Genomic DNA, 18057 nt, shown 5'->3' on the forward strand with positions numbered 1-18057 from the left:
AGATAATTTAACATTCGTCATTTCCCATAAGAATTTAATAAAATACTATATGGCTGGCAGATAGATAAAAGACTAGGAAAAGAAAAGCAGACAAAAAAATACCATCGATAATAAAATTAGTTAAAAATGTTGCACGATGAAATTTAAATAAACTTGTAAAGCTAATAAATTAACAATTTTATATTCAAAAAAACTTAAATCACAAGTTAAGCTAATAAACAGTTTTAGTTATTTTAAATAAGTTCATTTTAAAAACCAAAATTTAGATTTATTGGTGATATAAAACTTTAAATCAGTGGCTCCACTAACTCTCTTCACTTATTTATTTAAAATTTAGCGACGTAAAAAGACAATTAAGTATTTTTAGATAATGCTTGGAATCAATTCAATTCATCAAGTTTTAAAAAATAATTCCTTTTGTCAGGTCTATCATTTTTTAAATGCTTTAAAAATATTTTAGCAGTTTCCTCCGATGCATCCTCTCTTAGGCAACGTTCAACAAAGGATATATCTACAAATTCATCTGCTAACCCAGCACGACCAAGATCTAAAAAATAAATTTCATTGAATTTATCTATAAAAATATTACTATCCGTGATATCGCCATGAGAAAAAACCAATCTTTCTTCAACACGAGTCTCGGTTAACTCATTCCATAGACTTAGGTAAGTTTTATGGTCTCCCCATAATTCAGCGTCAAAATCATCTTGATCTATATCGTCAAGGAGTTGGTTATCAATAAAAAATTTTGACTCTTTTAACCGATGATCAATGTTTGAAATAAATGGACAATCAATAATAGCAACTGAATTTAACAGATTGAGTGCCTCCTTATAGATAGCAAGCAATTCTTGGTTTGTTAAAAAAAGCGCTGAAATTGGTTTTGCATTGATCGCTTTAGTGATCATGAATTCAAACTGCTCATCCTGAAAAGTCATGATGAGTTCAGGCACCTTTAATTTCTCAGAGAGCCAACTCAACATTTTCGCTTCACGAGAGACACTGTATGTGGTCTCTGTATATAAAGTGCTAGATCGCTTAAGAAAAAAAGCTTCATTATTTCGATTAAAAGAATAAACATCCGATGGGGACTGACCAATTTTATTTGGCTCTAAAACGCTGTTTCCAATAAATTGTTGAATGATATTGGGCAATTCCATCAAGTTTTCCTTTTATTCAGCATTAAAAACCCCGCAAATGCGAGGCCTAGTAAATAGATGATCTTAATTTGGTTCACTGTAGCAAAAATATGGCTTATTCCCTATAGATGATCAATACTTCAAAATTTTGTCATCATCTTTCAATTATATAAATTGCGCTAGACTTAAAAAGTGGGGGGCAGTATTTCTCGATTGCAAACATCAGGAATGAGCTAGAGCAGAATATAGACAGCAGCAAGACCTCAGGATGCAGATAAATCGCGGAGTAGCTGCTCTAAATCCTGTTCACCTACTTTTGTTTGAGCACCTGCCTGCAAGCCGCCACGAATGAGTTTTTCAGCAGCAGGACGCGCAAACAGACCAGCCCATGCTTTGTGCTCTCGAATGAAGTCTTCGCTTAAATCCGCAGGTGGGATTGCTTTCTTTGCAGCGGCGATGACCCCTTCAGGTAAAGCTGCAATATTTGTGGCAATGCGATGAACAAAAGCGTCTAACTCATTTGCCGGAAGCGCACGATTTACCCAACCATATCGTTCGGCTAGCAAAGCGTCAATCAGCTCAGCACCAAGAATTACTTCTAATGCACGCCCCCGTGTCATACGCTGTGAAAGATATTGAGTACCACCACCGCCAGGAATAATACCCATCAATGCCTCACATTGGGCGAGGCCAGCACGCCCAATAGCAGCAAATGCCATATCCACTGCTGCTACAAATTCAGCACCGCCACCACGCGCCAAGCCTTCGAGCTTAACAATCGTCACTTGCGGCTGTGCCTGAATCATCTCCCCTAAAGCCTGAAATGGATTCAATCCATTAGGTAGATCTTTTGCGAACTGGTCAAAAGCGTTTGGCTCATCAATTAAGGTCATGTCTACATGAGCGATGAAAAACTCAGGATCGGCGCTTTGGAACACGATTACACGTGTTTGTGGGTCATCACGTACCTGAGTAAGAAAAGCTCGAATATCACTCATCAATGCAACATCCAATACATTAACTGGTGGATTGTTAATACTGACAGTCGCCACGCCTCGATCATACTCAATGTGAAGTGTGGAATAAGTTGGAATGGTCATCATATACCCTTGATTTTAGCTGTGTGAAATCATGGTATCTTATGTATACTTAGTGTCAATTACGTACCTTAAGCATCCTAAGTATCTTGGAGCATACCTATGAACCCTGATCACGATCCAATCTACCGTGCCGACTGCCCAAGCCGTGCCATTCTCGATCAAATCGCAGATAAATGGTCAATGCTGGTTTTGATGGTGTTACATGAACCACGTCGCTTCAACGCCATCAAACGGCGTCTTGATGGTATTACCCAACGTGTATTGACACAGACGCTTCGCAAGTTAGAACGCAATGGTATGGTGACACGCACCGTTATATATGGGAAAACGCTGGGCGTGGAATATGCCTTGACGCCACTTGGTCAATCACTCAAATTGCCTTTTAACGCGCTCTACGACTGGACTGTCGAGAATATGGACACCATTCAGGTGTGCCAATCTCGCTATGATCAATCTGATGATGTTATTCGCACAGCGACCACCCAGCAATCAGACATAACACTAAAATAACGTGTGTAGTCGCTAGCTAGAAATGTGAGAGTTTGGCTTGTTCGTCCAAAATCTGATGAATATGGAAAAGAGTATTTAGGTTTTAAAACTACCACCTATTTTGCTTACTTAATTTTGTTCCACTTTCATCTATACAATAAAAACCACCGCAAAGGTGGTTCATATCTTGAATGAATGACTGTAATCGTGGTCTTTAATTTTCAGTTCTATTGCCTTAGTGGAGTCAATATTTTTGTGACTAATATAGTGAATAACAGCTTTTTTAAATTTAACTCAAGAAACTCTTCTTATTCATCAACAATATCAACAAAATTTGCACTCAAGACCTTGGCTAAGTCTTGAGGTTTCACCCCAATGTCTAAACCACGTTTACCACCACTGACATACATCATTGCTAATGCTGTTGCGCTAGCATCAATCACCGTTTTTAAACGCTTTTTTTGACCTACAGGACTGATTCCACCGACTAAATATCCAGTTAAACGCTCTGCATCTTTAGGATCAGCCATATGTAGTTTTTTACAAGCAAAAGCACTCGCCACTTTCTTTAAATTTAATTGATGGTTCACTGGAAGGATGGCAACAAAATAATTTTTATCATCTGTCACCATCAAAGTTTTAAACACTTCTTCAACATTTAAACCTAATTTTTCAGCAGCCTCTAAGCCAAAACTTTTTGCATTTACATCATGTTCATATTCATGAATTGAAAATTCAATTTTATTTGATTTTAAAACTTTGCAAGCAGGCGTCATAGAATAAACAAGATCAAAATTAAGAAGACATTTGAATTATAGGACTATTTATATAAATTTTAAAATAACAATACAAATTTAAATGATGAAAATTAATACTTGTAAAATCATGGAAAACTTGATTAAAATCCTGTCATATACCTTATATTACTAGAACAATGCCATCAATCTATCAATTAAAACCAGCATTTCAAAACTTACTGCGCCCTTTTGTTCAAAAGCTTTTTAATATCGGAATCACGGCAAATCAAGTCACCTTATTAGCGATGTTTATATCGCTCGGTTTAAGCTTTTTTCTATACCAGTATTATCTGAATCATGCTGTAAATGGGTGGTTATTGCTCTTTCCCTTGTGGATGCTGCTACGAATGGCTTTCAACGCCATCGATGGAATGCTTGCCCGTGAATTTAAACAACAATCCAACTTAGGTGCGTTTTACAATGAGTTGTGTGATGTTATTTCGGACACAGCACTCTATCTATGCTTGATTGCTTTTGGCTTTATCAATGCAAAATTACTGTTATTGATTGCTTTCCTTGCAATTCTAAGTGAATACACTGGCGTAATGGCGCCACTGATTGGGCAAGAACGTCGTTATGACGGTCCAATGGGAAAAAGTGACCGTGCATTTTGGTTTAGTCTAATTACAGTCGTAATCGTCGCCTTGCCATTATTCACTACAAATTTACAACTTCTCGGCTTAATCTGTAATGGCATACTCATTTTAATTGGTCTGCTGCTTAGTTTAACCATCTATAACCGAATTAAAAATAGCTTAAAAACAGCTTTATAAAACAGTTTCATATTTAGGGTAAATTCGTATGTATAACAACAGTCATCACACCTTTAAGAGTCATGATGGGACAGAATTGTTTTATCAACATTGGGCAACCAACTCACCGAGCGAAACAAAAAAAGCCATTCTTCTGTTTCATCGTGGACATGAACATTCAGGACGTATGGCGCATTTGGTCAAGGAACTCAATTTAAGTGATTTTGATTTCTTTGCATGGGATGCCCGCGGTCACGGCGATTCCCCTGGCGAACGTGGTGATGCACCTAGCTTCTCAGCATGTGTAAAAGATATTCAATATTTTGTCCAACATATTGAAGAAAACTATGGTATCGACGCCAAGAATATTGCTGTAGTTGCACAAAGTGTAGGTGCGGTATTGGCCGCTACATGGGTACATGATTATGCGCCTAAAATTCGCGCCTTGTGTCTCGCTTCCCCTGCTTTTGATATTAAGCTTTATGTGCCATTTGCCGAACCTAGTTTAAGAGTTATGGAAAAAATTCGCGGTAATTTTTTCATCCAAAGTTATGTTAAAGCCAAAATGCTGACCCATGATGAAGAACGTGCTCAAAGCTATGATACTGATCCTAAAATTGCTAAAGCCATTTCGGTGAGAATGTTGCTTGGACTCTATGATGCCTCTAAGCGAATTGTTGCAGATTCACAAAATATCTTTGTGCCGACTCAAGTGTTATGCTCAGGTTCAGATTTTGTGGTTTTTCAAAAACCGCAACGTGAGTTTTACCAAAAGCTTCCGCATCCTAAAAAAGAATTACATATTTTAGATGGCTTCTTTCACGATACTTTAGGTGAAAAAGATCGCCATTTAGCAACAGAGAAAATACGCCGATTTATCCAGCAATGTTTTGCTGTTGAATATCAAGCACCAGACGTTTTAAATGCGGACAAAATTGGTCCAAGCTGTGCTATTGCTGAAGATCTCAGTTCACCATTACCCGCTAAATCAATGAAGAATGCATTTTGGGAAATCACCAAAAAGAATCTAAAAATTGGTAGCCATTTATCTAAAGGCTTAAAAATTGGTGAAGACACAGGCTATGACTCTGGAAGTACTTTAGATTTTGTTTATCGTAATCAATCTGAAAGTAGCAATCCTATAGGCAAAATCATTGACCGCCAGTATTTAAATGCGATTGGTTGGCGTGGGATCCGTGTCCGTAAACAGAACATTGAACATTTGGTTCAGAAATATGCAGATATTCTGATTAAAAAACGCAAATCATTAAGAATTATGGATATTGCATCTGGTCATGGACGTTATATTTTAGATGCTGTGGTTCAACTACCAAAACGACCAGATTCGATTTTATTGCGTGATTATAACGATATCAATGTACAAGCTGGTCAGCAAATGATTGCAGCACGTGGACTGAATGACATCGCTGAATTTGTTCAAGCGGATGCATTTGATACACAGTCTTTGGCCTCTGTTAAACCAAAACCATCACTTGCCGTGGTTTCGGGTTTATATGAGTTATTTGCTGACAATGATTTGCTCCGTCAATCACTTGAAGGCTTAAGTAAAGCAATCCTTAAAGATGGTTATTTGATTTATACCGGTCAAATTTGGCACCCACAGCAAGAATTTATTGCGCGTGCACTAACCTCACATCGTGAAGGTGATGCATGGGTAATGCGTTTACGCTCTCAAGCGGAAATGGATGCGCTTGTTGAAGCTGCTGGCTTTAAAAAGGTCGACCAATGTATTGATGAGTTTGGAATATTTACCGTCTCAGTCGCACAAAAGCTATAAAATTTCTGCTTTCACAGTTGGTGACTTGATATAAATCAATCTAAGTCACCAATTTTTTAATTTAAATAGAATAAAAATCTACGGATGTTTTATGCAAACACTCATCAAAGAAACTGGGACTTGGAAATGGGGCGTACTTTGCTTAGTTTTTCTTGCGCCTTTCTTTTTCCTCACTTATGGCTTTGCAAATCAATATGCATCAGGTCTGAGTGATGTCCCAAGTATTGTCTTTGCTTGGGAAAAGCATATTCCACTTTGGGCTTGGACGATTGTGCCGTATTGGTCAATTGACCTGTTTTATGGTCTCTCCTTATTGCTTTGTTGGAACAAGTTTGAGCTTAAACAACAAGCGCTTAGGCTATTTTTAGCGCAAGTTATTTCGATTAGTTGCTTCTTACTGTTTCCTTTAAAGTTTAGTTTTGAACGCCCACCTTTAGATGGTTTTTTCGGTCTATGGTTTGATGTCCTCATGGGCTTCGATAAACCCTTTAACCAAGCGCCCTCATTACATATTGTTCTATTGATTATCCTTTGGGATTTCTATCGTCGCCATGTATCAGGGACATGGAAATATTTGGTCGATTTTTGGTGTGTGCTGATTGGAATCTCTGTACTCACCACATGGCAGCATCATTTTATTGACCTTCCTACAGGAATACTGGTTGGTGCTTTATGCTTATGGTTATTTCCAATTTCAGTAAAATCCCCATTTAGAAAAGATGGACTTCAACTGTTAACAGCAAAACATTTAAAGCTTGGCAGTTATTACCTATGTGGTTCAGTAATTTTCTTTATCTTAGCTTATGAGTTTAGATCATGGGGACTGTGGTTAATTTACCCTGCCGTGAGCCTGTTTATCGTTGCACATAGCTATAGTTTTGTACGTCCACATTTTTTTCAAAAACAAGAAAATGGCAAAATGACGGTTGCAGCACAAATACTGCTTGCGCCTTATTTAATCTTTGCTTGGTTTAATAGTCGTGTTTGGACCAAAAAGCATCCCGAAGATTCTTTCATCATTCAACATGAACTTAAAAAAATCTATATTGGAAGAATTCCAACACAACAAGATCACCACCAATACAATGCAATATTTGATTGTGTTGCTGAGTTACCGTTAAACCAAGCAACGGCATATCAGCAATATCTCAGTCTAGATCTGATTCCATTACAAGCCAATCAGCTTGAGTTAGCCGTAGCACGATTAAATAATTTGATGTCAAAGCTTGAAGCAAGCTCTACCCAAAATATTCTGATTTTTTGTGCCTTAGGTTATTCAAGAAGTAGCGCTGTACTCACCGCTTGGCTGATTCAACAAAACCAAGATGCCAATATTGATGAAATGGTAAACATTATTCGTAAAGCTCGCCCTTGGGTGGTATTAAAACAAGCTCAACTTGAAGAATTAGAAATTTACCATCTAAAACTGAAAGGTTTAGCGCCATGAAAATGAATTTTTATGTGGTTGCGCAACTGTTGTCTGTAACCACAGCTATATTACTTTCAGGTTATTTGGCTTTTGCCTTATCTATTTTTGCCATCCTGTTCAAAGGCTGGCAATCCTTTGAGTTTTGGACGTTCATTGTCATTACATTGTTATTATCTGGGCTTCATCACTACCTCTCATTTAGAGTTAAGTTTGATGCTCAACTCATTAAAATGATTGCACGAGAATCCCAAACTGAATCTATTGAAAACTTAACCCTGCAATTTGATCAAACCCTAATGAGTATGAAATTGATGCCCGCATCCAAAGCAGGTCGTGATTGGTCACAGCGTTTTGCAGGATGTTTTAAACTTTTAAAACTTCAAATTGCTTTATTATTGATACAATATCTGGTCTTAATGATTTTGATTTCTAGAATTATTTAAAGCGATTTTAACCTCAACTGATACAGTTTTAGCTGATATATTCAATTGTTATCGTATGATGGTTTTAATCATCTTAAATCAAGAAAATTCTCAGCTTCTCAGCAGTGAAGATCTTGAAATGCTATAAAATTCTTCTATGATTCAAAAAACAGAAATGATAAATTTGTAAATGGAGACCAAGCTTTTTACTTTTTATTCAAAACTAAGGTTGGTTATATTTTTATTCTAGTCACTTAAAAAGTAGAATTTTGTACTTTAATCATCTTATTATACAGCTTGCCCCACAATAAAATGCTTCAATATCAATCGGCTTAGAGAATGAATCAACTACCTGAACAACGTTCCGAACAAGATAAAGAGTCATACAATAAACCGTCTTTAGAACAAAAGACTCAACACTTAGATTCATCTAATGGAAATTTAGCATCACACTCTATTGCTCGCTTTATCGCATTTTTGACACGCCGTGGCGCACGACTCTTAACTGGTGCTCGTAGCTTATGGGTTGGTTGTCAGCCTGAGATGAAACAACGTATTTACTATGCCAATCACAATAGTCATATCGACTTTATCTTATTGTGGTCTTCACTTCCAAAACTGATGCGTCGTAAAACTAAACCTGTTGCTGCTTCAGATTATTGGCTGAAAGATGGCTTTAGACAATTTTTAATTAAAGACACCTTTAATGGTGTCACGATTCAACGTAATCGCGAAGATAATGCAGACCCTTTACAACCTGTGAAAGACGCTCTTGCTCAGGGTTATTCCATTATTTTCTTTCCTGAAGGTACTCGAAATCTTGATGATGATCTTGAGCTGTTACCTTTTAAAAGTGGCCTCTATAACTTACATAAACAATTTCCTGAGATTGAGATTGTCCCTGTTTGGATTTCAAATCTAAGACGTGTCATGCCAAAAGGTTCTTTTGTTCCTTTGCCGTTACTGTCTACCGTATGCTTTGGCTTTCCTTTAGAACAACATTTAGAAATGGATAAAGCCACATTTATAGATTATGCACAGAAGCAGCTATTACAATTAAAAGAGGTTGAGAATCAATGATTTTAGATAATCTGAATAAAACCTATCTTTTATTTGGTATTTTTGCGGGAATTTTAGTTTTTGCATCTAGCGTGGGCTTTATTCTCAAGCAAAAAGCTGGGCAAAAACCCTCATCAGTGATTGATAATTTAAACGCACGAATCAATGCTTGGTGGGTGATGTTGATCGTCATTGGCGCAGCAATCCTATTGGGTCAAACTGCATTTATTATCTTATTTGGGATTATTTCCCTGTTTGCTCTACGAGAATTTACCAGTCTATTGCCGACACGGCGTGGTGATTATTTCCCTTTACTTATCGCCTTTTATTTTGTTATTCCCTATCAATATTATTTGATCTATATCGACTGGTACGGCTTATATTCAATTTTTATTCCACTTTATGTATTTTTACTGATTCCGATTGCTAGTTTAAAACAAGAAGATACCAAACACTTCCTTGAACGTAGTTCTAAAATTCAATGGGGACTCATGGTCTGTGTTTTCTGTATTTCCCATGTTCCTGCATTACTCAATTTAAAACTAAATGGTTTTAAAGGTGAACCGATTTGGTTAGCAATCTGGCTGATTATGGTCGTTCAAGCATCCGATGTTTTGCAATATGTCTGTGGTAAGCTTTTTGGAAAGCACAAGGTTGCACCGGTCTTATCACCATCAAAAACAGTTGAAGGCTTAGTGGGTGGGATTGTTTTAGCCACAGCTTTAGGTGTTGCTATGGCATGGCTTACTCCATTTAGCTATCTACAAGCTGCATTGATAGGACTGGTTGTATGTATCTTTGGCTTTTTCGGTGGTTTGGTGATGTCAGCCATCAAACGTGACCGTGGTGTCAAAGATTGGGGACAGTTGATTCATGGTCATGGTGGGATGTTAGATCGGATTGATTCTATCTGCTTTTCTGCACCTATCTTCTTTCATATTTTAAGATATTGGTGGAGTTAGTGAATAAACATGATTGTGAGAGATATAGATGAATTACAAAATAATATTTACAATGCTCTGTGTAGGTTTTGGTCTGCAAGGGTGCAGTTTATTTAATCAGTCTGAATGTAATAATCAACAAGTGACTGATCGTGTAAAAAAACTCTACTCAAGTCAGGTAAATATCAGTTTTGGATCAAAATTAAATCAACTTACTCAACAATTTAATCCAAATGCAAACAAAACAACAAAAACCATCCCTTCTATAGAAGGAATCACTTTAACTAAAATAAAGCGATTAAATCTGGAAAAATTACAGGCTGATAAAGACAATCAGGATTCACAAAATCTAATCGATTTGATTACTGATCGTTTTGAAGGTGCACAATATATTTGCCAAGGTGTAATTCAACAAGAGATTAGCACCAATGTACTTGCAGATATGACCAAAGAACTTTTAGATAAAGACTCAAATGTGATTGAAGAAAATAAATTAAATATTCCAGTAATTTATGCTCTGTACCAGCACAATGGAAATCAACAATTTGAAGTCCAATATACTGCTCAGAATCCATTGCATTTAATGTTGGCAATAATGTTACAGAAAAAACAAGCAAAAATGACGAAATAACGCCTAAATAGCAAGCAACCAACAGCTTAAGATACAAATCACGAATAAATCTACCAATTTTCATAGATTGACAGGTTTAAATCAGCTACTTAACATCAGGGCAATCTTGGATACATAGCATTGGTTTTATTTTGAATTTTCAGTATCAGTTAAAAATAATTTCTGCAGTAGGCTTAACACTTGCGATCACAGCATGTTCGTCTTTGGGTGGCGGCTCTGTGCAAAAACGTGCTGCTAAACTTTCGACTGGAATCCAAAAAGCCTATTCTGTCTCTCCCGATGTTGCCAATCGTGTATCCCCAATGATTGTACAAAGCGCAGATCAATATGATGTAGATCCTTTACTGATCGCAGCAACCATCCGTCAAGAATCGAGCTATCGGAGTTATGTCACCTCTCCATCTGGTGCTGTTGGGCTTACCCAAATCATGCCGCGTTATTGGCAACAGGCCTGCCCTGGTGATTTGTTTGATGAATATACCAATGTACGCTGTGGCACCATGATCTTGGCAAAATATAATCAAAGTGCAGGAAGCTGGAAAACGGCCTTAGCCTACTACAATGTTGGACCCACAAATTACCAAACAAATCGTAAAATGAAACGCCAAGGTAAACGATACGCGAAACAAGTCAAACAACATGAAAAGCAGTTAAAGTCTTCATTATAAAATTTAAGAATAGAAACTGAATATCAATAAAATAAACCCACTCTTGCTGATACTTGAGCGGGTTTATTTTTTAGTCTATAACAACAATACACAACATAGACATAAACGATTTAATTCAAACTTAATCTGCTGAAATATCTTCAAACAAAACGGAAGACAAATAACGTTCACCCGCATCTGGAAGAATCACCACAATGGTTTTGCCTGCATTTTCAGGACGAGCAGCTAATTGTGCAGCAGCAGCTAACGCCGCACCACTAGAGATACCGACAAAAATACCTTCTTGAGTGGCACTTTGACGGGCAAAATCAATCGCTTCTTGGTTGTCGATAGCAATAACTTCATCAACTAAGTCTAAATCCAAGTTTTTCGGAATAAAGTTTGCACCAATCCCTTGGATCTTATGTGGCCCAGGCGTTAAAGTTTCACCACGTTTGGTTTGTCCAATAATTGGTGAATCTGCGGGTTCTACAGCAACGGAGTAAATCGCTTGCTGCTTGACCTTTTCAAAATAACTTGAAATACCTGAAATGGTACCGCCAGTTCCGACACCAGCAACAAGAATATCGACTTTACCGCCTGTTGCAGCCCAAATTTCAGGACCAGTTGTTGTCTCGTGTATTTTAGGATTGGCTGGGTTTTCAAATTGTTGCGGTAAATAATATGTTTCAGGTTGTTCTGTTGCTAAACGTACTGCCTCGTCAACTGCGCCTTTCATACCTTTTGCGGGCTCAGTTAAAATTAAATTTGCACCCAACGCTTTTAATACTTTACGGCGCTCTATACTCATACTTGCTGGCATAGTTAAAGTGATCGCATAACCTTTTGCCGCTGCTACAAATGCCAATGCAATACCAGTATTTCCGCTGGTTGGTTCTACAATATGCATGCCTTTTTTCAAAAGCCCCTTCGCTTCTGCATCTGCAATAAGTGCAGCGCCAATTCGATCTTTAACAGAAAAAGCAGGATTACGACTTTCAATTTTTGCTAAGACCGTTGCGCCACCTGTAATAAGACGATTGATACGAATAAGTGGTGTATTCCCAATTGCCTCAGCATTATTAGAATAAACAGCAATCCCTAAGTTTTCAGTTGCTGGAAAATTTGGATCTGTAGACATGACCTTTCCTTGAATTTAAATGAATTTATATCAATCTATCATAATGCTTTTCTATGAAACTTTGATATTGAGTAACTGAATTTAATTATACCAATATCGAAATAGTTTATTGATAAAAATCATAAGTTTAGTTTTTAGGCAAAGTGTTTGACCGATTTGTCGTCAAATCAAACTATATATTTGTATATTATTTCAAGCATAATAACGATATGACTCATATTTAGAGAATATTATGGCAAGCAATGCTTATCAAAAATTTTATCGTCAATTTACAAAAAAAATCTTAGATAAAATCGTCAGCCCACAAGTTTTAGGCGATACAAAAACACTTGAAAATACAGTTAATGATCCAAACACAGCCAATTTTCCGATTTGTTATGTCATTCAAGACGACTCAACTTCAAATAAAGTCTTGATCGACAATGAAACAGAAAAAAGAAAACTCAGCCCTGCTTTTGCGCCACTTAATCTAGGGGCAGATTATCAGGAAGATGATCGTTTTATCACTTTAGAACCAACAAAAAGCAATGCTTCTGCATACTACCCAGATAAAATTATTCGCTTAGTCGAATATTTATTGAAACATCCTGAGCAAGATGTGCTTTTAGTACCAACAACGATTTTATGGGGACGTGCACCAGAGAATGAAGATAGCTGGTATAAAGCATTGATGACCGATGCTTGGGCTAAACCAACGGGCATTAAACAAGCACTGAATATTACCCTGTATGGCCGTAATAATTATATTGAATTCCATCAAGCAGTTTCTTTACGCCAGTTAATTGACTCAGCCATTGAACTCACCCCCAATTTTTCACCAGCGCATTATGTGGTGACTGAGCTCAATAAACAATTTAATGGCTATAAAGAAGCAATTCTTGGTCCTGATATTTCAGATCGTCGCAATGTGATTAACAAACTCATGGTGAGTGATGCGGTCAAAGAAGCCATTCTCAATGAAAGTATTCATAAAAAAATCAGCATTAATGAAGCCGAAGCACTCGCGCATAAATACCTCGATGAAATCGTCTCTGATTTTTCTTATTCAACCTTACGCTTTGCTGAAATTGCTTTAACTAAATTATGGACCCAGCTCTATGACGGTATCGAAGTACATAATTTCGATACGGTTCGTGAACTTGCCAAAGATTATGAAATTGTCTATACCCCTTGTCATCGCAGCCACATTGACTATTTGTTATTGTCTTATGTGATTTATAACCGTGGCTTGATGGTTCCGCATATTGCAGCAGGTATTAATTTAAATATGCCAGTGGTTGGGCAACTGATGCGTGGTGCAGGTGCATACTTTATTCGACGTAGCTTTAATGGTAATGCGCTTTATACCGCTGTCTTTAAAGAATATATCTACAGTATGCTCAATCGAAATACACCGATGGAATATTTTATTGAAGGTGGTCGTTCTCGTACTGGACTTTTATTGCCGCCTAAAAAAGGGATGCTCGCAATGACCATCCAAAGTTATTTGCGTGGAAATAGCAAACCGATTGCCTTTATTCCAACTTACTTTGGATATGAAAAACTGATCGAAGGCAGTTCATACATAAAAGAACTGGGTGGACAGAAAAAACAAGCTGAATCACTATTTGGACTACTTAAATCTATTCAAAAGATTGAAAAAGTCTTTGGTGTTGTCCATGTCAATTTAGGTGAACCGGTTTTCCTTGAAGATATCTTAAAAAAGAACAATGCTCCACAACGTGTTGCTTTGCATGAAGAGATGCCTGAGTCTGTTAAAGCCACGGTCAATGATGTTGCATTTGATATTTTGGAAAATATCAATAAAGCCGTGGTGATTAATCCTATTAGTTTGATTTCTCTGGTCTTGTTAAATGCACCAACGCATGCTTTGGCAGAGCGTGAAGTATTGGTACGTTTAGAACAATTCCGTAATCTACTCAAACAGCATCGTTATGATGAGCGTATGCAAATCACTGAGCTTTCCAACACAGAAATCATTCAATATGCCATGAAGCTTAAACAAGTTGAATTGATTGAGCATGATAATGAACGTTGGGTGAAAGTCAGTGATATACAGGTGGGCTTGCTTAAGTATTTCAGTAATAACATTCTGCACACGTTTATCCTGCCAGCACTGATTGCCAAAGTATTGCGTGTTGAAACAGAGCAGCAGCAATTTGAGATTTCAAAATCTGATTTATATACCCAAGTCATCGAACAATACCCACTTATACAAAAAGCCTTCTTTTTAAAATGGGATGAGTCTGAGATTGAGAGTGAAATCACACAAATTGTCGATTATTTTGTTGCGGAGAAATTAATCACACTTGAAGCGGATCAAAGCATTAAGATTTCAAATGCAGATCCTAAAATTCGTTTACTTTCAGCCTTTGCGCATTTGTATGATGTCAATGTGGTGAAAGAACCTGAAAAAGAAAGCAAAGAGAAATAATCTTTTAAGCTTTGACGATCATCCACAATAAAAAAGTTCCTTCAACCATTTGGATAAGGAACTTTTTTATAAGCGTATATAGCTCATAGAAATATGACTAATTGATTTACTTTAAAGCAAAAAATGATTTTTAGTTATTACTTAGAGGTTTTTCTTAGTCCGTTTTAAATGCAATAAAACCATGATAATTCAATACTTGAGCAAAACTTTCCACACGCTTAAAACCTGCTTGCAAATACAAAGCACTCATTTCATCAACAGAAATTAAAGCAAAATCTTGTTCAATACGATCGGTCATAAGTTGCGCCTGTTTTTCTGTTAATCCGGTTGCTAAACTCAGATTTTTTAAAGCTTGTAATTGTTTGGTATTCGAAATTTCCATCAACTCATAACTTAAACATAGACCAGTATTGCTTAGGTGATTTGCAATATCTTTTAAGAATTGTGCTTTTGCATCAACTGGAACAAAATGTGAAACCAAGATAGCCAAAGCCACATCAAAACTCACATCGACTCGTTTAAGAACAGATGTATCACCTTGTATAAACTGAATTCGAGAACAAAGCCCTAAATCTGCTATATGTTGTTTGGCTTTATCAATCATATTTGCTGCAGGATCTATTGCTATAAAATTCCAATGAGGAAATTGCTCAGCCAAATATTGCAGTTCATAACCTGTACCACATCCCACGACTAAAATCTTCGCTTGAGTCGATACATAGCTCTTTAATACAGCATGGACTTGTAAATGTATCAGTTCATAACCGGGAATTAATTTACGAATATGTGCATCATATCCTTCAACTACAACTGGATTATTAAAGTCCTTTGCCATTTCTTTAAGCCTTGCAATGATGATTAATATTATTCCTGAGGATGTTTGACTTTCACTGCCTGTAAACAAAAATCAGCGATTTGTTTTACAAAATACTCTTTATAGCTTTTATCAAAACGCTTGGTCTTGGCGATACTTAAAGGTTCAATCACAACAAAAGTCATTGCACCCACGATGCACAATGCGGTGGTGTTTAAATCCTCAAAAATAAACTCACCTGAATGACGTCCTTCGGTCAAAATTTTAATAATACTTTCTTTAATCAATTGCTTGCTTTGAAAACGTTCTAACTCAAATTGAGGATCGACAGGTTCAAATAATAAAGAATAAGACAGTCGAGGGCTATTCATTGCCCTTTTTACAAAAGTTGTAACGGCGCGATCTAGTTTTTCTACAGCGCTGAGTTGGGTATGTGCAATATCATTGAGAATATTGACTTCGATATGAATCGCCGCATTTAAAACTTCAATCAATACCTGATTTTTATTTTCAAAATAACGATAGACCAGTCCACTTGAAACGCCTGCCCGATCCGCAATCGCTTGAATTTGTGCATCTTTAAATCCTCCTTGTGCAACCAGTTCTCGTGCAGACAATAAAATCATCTCGCGGTTCTGTTGCATTTTCTCTTCCATGACAGAGGATCTTTTATAGTTCATAGCGATACGTAAATTCCTTTCCAAATAACCTGACAGCGAATAGTGTACCCTTGCTGATACCACAAGGTAATTTAGATTAAATACTAATAAATTTTGCAGCAATAAGCTATCCACCCAGATCGCTTGATTCAATATTTAATAAATCATTGATGAACTTACAGATCTTGTTGTGGTTATTTTGCACCATTGCTGATCTATCAATTCCTAATCGATCAAAGCAGTCTTTTAAATTACTTCTTTTTGGAAAATAATCTTTTTTAAATCAACGATTGATCCTTCAATATTATTCAATGATCTAAGGCAACTTCTTAAGACAATGCACATATGAATTGTCCGATAATCCCCCCTTAAATTGGTCATTACACCCCTTTATTAAATCCAGTAAAAATGATTCACTAAAATCATAAAGCTTTCAGATAAAACTTAAATAAACTAATAGCTTAACCTCTATTATTCACTATAGTTTTGTCTGAATTTTATATGCGAAATAAAAAAAACATTCAAGGAAAGAAAAGCATGAAAACTCAATCACTCATTCTCAGTATCCTCAGCATTTTACCCACTGCTTATACTCATGCAGCCGCGATGGATCAATCTGGACAATCGATACTGGCGTTTCTTGAAGACAAGAATTATTTCGAAGCCAGTATTGCCGCAGTTGACCCGAAAGTATCAGGCAAAGTCCGAAATCGACCTGATTTAGTCAATGCAGGCAGCAATGATCTGAGTACAGGTGATATGGCACAATCATATCAATACTATAATGCAGCATTAAAACTGCAAATTGCGCCAAAAGTTTCCTTTGGGCTCATCTATGATCAACCTTATGGTGCTGCAATCGAATATCCTTTACGTAGCAATAATACCTTCTCTGATACTGAAATCAGTATGAAAGGTACCCTTGCGGATGTTGATACTCAAAATATTGCGATGCTATTTGGTTTTCAGCCAGATGCTCATTTTAACCTCTACGGCGGTGGCGTATACCAGACAGTCAAAGGTAAAGTGTCTTTACGTGGTAATTCGATGAGTGTGTTTAATGGCTATGATGCCAACTTTAAACAAGATAGTGCTGTTGGATGGCTTGCTGGTGCTGCTTTTCAGATTCCTGAAATTGCTTTAAAAGCAGCAGTGACTTATCGTTCTAAAATCAAGCACAAAATAGGTGCTCAAGAAACCATTTTTGGACAACCTTTAGCATTCACCACTGATAAAGATACAGAAATCAACACGCCACAATCGGTAAATTTAGATTTTCAAACTGGTGTATATAAAGATACGTTGGCATATTTAAATGCGCGTTGGGTAAATTGGAAAGATTTTAGAATCCGTCCAACACAGTTTGGTGCACTCACCGAACTGGCAACAGCTGAGTTAAGCCAAGGCCTATATGCTGGCGGATTTAATCTGGATGACTATCAAAAAGACCAATACAGCATCACTGTGGGTTTAGGACATCAATTTACACAAAAATGGGCTGCGTCGGCTGATGTTTCATGGGATTCAGGTACTGGAAATCCTGCTTCTGTATTGAATCCTACCAAAGGCGGTTGGGGCCTAGGGCTAGGTGTTCAATACAACCCTGCTGACAATTACTTTATCGCAGGAGGTATCAAATATATTTGGATTGGGGATGCCACGGCACAAGATGGAACCTATTACATTCCTGTACCCGGTGCTTCTGAGATCGCCCAACAAGGCGATTATCGTGACAACAATGCCATAGGTTATGGTTTAAAAATAGGTTACCGTTTCTAATGCTCAATGCATGATCTTGTTAAAAT

At 37.1% G+C, this 18057-nt stretch carries 17 protein-coding genes; 11 read left to right on the forward strand and 6 right to left on the reverse strand.

Going from position 1 to position 18057, the window contains the following annotated elements:
• Positions 1–380: 380 nt before the first annotated feature.
• Positions 381–1160, reverse strand: coding sequence for an APH(3')-VI family aminoglycoside O-phosphotransferase (locus MTO68_RS12420; RefSeq protein WP_244012688.1), 780 nt, complete (start codon positions 1158–1160; stop codon positions 381–383).
• Between the two features lie 242 nt (positions 1161–1402).
• Positions 1403–2239, reverse strand: coding sequence for an enoyl-CoA hydratase/isomerase family protein (locus MTO68_RS12425; RefSeq protein WP_034617952.1), 837 nt, complete (start codon positions 2237–2239; stop codon positions 1403–1405).
• Between the two features lie 99 nt (positions 2240–2338).
• Here MTO68_RS12425 and MTO68_RS12430 point away from each other — a divergent pair, with 99 nt between their 5' ends.
• On the forward strand, positions 2339–2749 hold the full coding sequence (locus MTO68_RS12430) for a helix-turn-helix domain-containing protein (protein ID WP_244012690.1): 411 nt from the start codon (positions 2339–2341) through the stop codon (positions 2747–2749).
• Positions 2750–3036: 287 nt separating this feature from the next.
• Here the strand turns inward: MTO68_RS12430 and ybaK are convergent, their stop codons facing one another.
• Entirely contained in the window at positions 3037–3504 is a 468-nt protein-coding gene (ybaK, locus tag MTO68_RS12435; RefSeq protein ID WP_244012692.1) for a Cys-tRNA(Pro) deacylase, read from the reverse strand.
• 158 nt (positions 3505–3662) lie between these two features.
• Here ybaK and MTO68_RS12440 point away from each other — a divergent pair, with 158 nt between their 5' ends.
• The 8 genes from MTO68_RS12440 (at position 3663) to MTO68_RS12475 (ending at position 11225) form a co-directional block, all read left to right on the forward strand.
• Entirely contained in the window at positions 3663–4298 is a 636-nt protein-coding gene (locus MTO68_RS12440; protein WP_004719997.1) for a CDP-alcohol phosphatidyltransferase family protein, read from the forward strand.
• Positions 4299–4326: 28 nt separating this feature from the next.
• Positions 4327–6075 (forward strand): bifunctional alpha/beta hydrolase/class I SAM-dependent methyltransferase, encoded by a 1749-nt coding sequence (locus MTO68_RS12445; RefSeq protein ID WP_244012694.1) that lies wholly within the window; start codon positions 4327–4329, stop codon positions 6073–6075.
• 91 nt (positions 6076–6166) lie between these two features.
• Positions 6167–7522, forward strand: a complete 1356-nt coding sequence (locus MTO68_RS12450) for a phosphatase PAP2/dual specificity phosphatase family protein (protein ID WP_244012695.1) — start codon at positions 6167–6169, stop codon at positions 7520–7522.
• Positions 7519–7947 carry a hypothetical protein gene (locus MTO68_RS12455; RefSeq protein ID WP_244012697.1) on the forward strand — a complete coding sequence of 143 codons (429 nt, stop codon included), beginning with the start codon at positions 7519–7521 and terminating at the stop codon, positions 7945–7947. Before MTO68_RS12450 ends, MTO68_RS12455 begins: the two co-directional genes overlap by 4 nt.
• Before the next feature lie 318 nt (positions 7948–8265).
• Complete coding sequence (locus tag MTO68_RS12460) at positions 8266–9006, forward strand: lysophospholipid acyltransferase family protein (RefSeq protein ID WP_004821804.1); 741 nt, start codon at positions 8266–8268, stop codon at positions 9004–9006.
• Positions 9003–9947 (forward strand): phosphatidate cytidylyltransferase, encoded by a 945-nt coding sequence (locus MTO68_RS12465; RefSeq protein ID WP_004719987.1) that lies wholly within the window; start codon positions 9003–9005, stop codon positions 9945–9947. The genes MTO68_RS12460 and MTO68_RS12465 overlap by 4 nt, the downstream gene beginning before the upstream one ends.
• A 28-nt stretch (positions 9948–9975) precedes the next feature.
• Entirely contained in the window at positions 9976–10557 is a 582-nt protein-coding gene (locus tag MTO68_RS12470; RefSeq protein WP_004821805.1) for a hypothetical protein, read from the forward strand.
• Between the two features lie 131 nt (positions 10558–10688).
• Positions 10689–11225: a transglycosylase SLT domain-containing protein gene (locus MTO68_RS12475; protein ID WP_239045543.1), complete on the forward strand. Its 537-nt coding sequence runs from the start codon at positions 10689–10691 to the stop codon at positions 11223–11225.
• 121 nt (positions 11226–11346) lie between these two features.
• Here the strand turns inward: MTO68_RS12475 and cysK are convergent, their stop codons facing one another.
• Complete coding sequence (cysK, locus tag MTO68_RS12480; protein ID WP_154130056.1) at positions 11347–12345, reverse strand: cysteine synthase A; 999 nt, start codon at positions 12343–12345, stop codon at positions 11347–11349.
• Positions 12346–12577: 232 nt separating this feature from the next.
• Between cysK and plsB the strand changes: the two genes are divergently transcribed.
• Positions 12578–14779, forward strand: coding sequence for a glycerol-3-phosphate 1-O-acyltransferase PlsB (plsB, locus tag MTO68_RS12485; protein WP_244012699.1), 2202 nt, complete (start codon positions 12578–12580; stop codon positions 14777–14779).
• A gap of 154 nt (positions 14780–14933) precedes the next feature.
• On the opposite strand, the gene MTO68_RS12490 is transcribed toward plsB, so the two are convergent.
• Positions 14934–15614: a class I SAM-dependent methyltransferase gene (locus tag MTO68_RS12490; protein ID WP_244012701.1), complete on the reverse strand. Its 681-nt coding sequence runs from the start codon at positions 15612–15614 to the stop codon at positions 14934–14936.
• Positions 15615–15643: 29 nt separating this feature from the next.
• A complete protein-coding gene (locus MTO68_RS12495) occupies positions 15644–16273 on the reverse strand; it encodes a TetR/AcrR family transcriptional regulator (RefSeq protein ID WP_034615342.1) in 630 nt (209 codons plus the stop codon).
• A gap of 516 nt (positions 16274–16789) precedes the next feature.
• On the opposite strand from MTO68_RS12495, the gene MTO68_RS12500 reads away from it, so the two are divergent.
• Positions 16790–18031, forward strand: a complete 1242-nt coding sequence (locus MTO68_RS12500; RefSeq protein WP_244012703.1) for a transporter — start codon at positions 16790–16792, stop codon at positions 18029–18031.
• Positions 18032–18057: the final 26 nt, after the last annotated feature.

It is taken from the genome of Acinetobacter sp. NyZ410 (assembly GCF_022828975.1).
Lineage (GTDB): Bacteria > Pseudomonadota > Gammaproteobacteria > Pseudomonadales > Moraxellaceae > Acinetobacter > Acinetobacter guillouiae.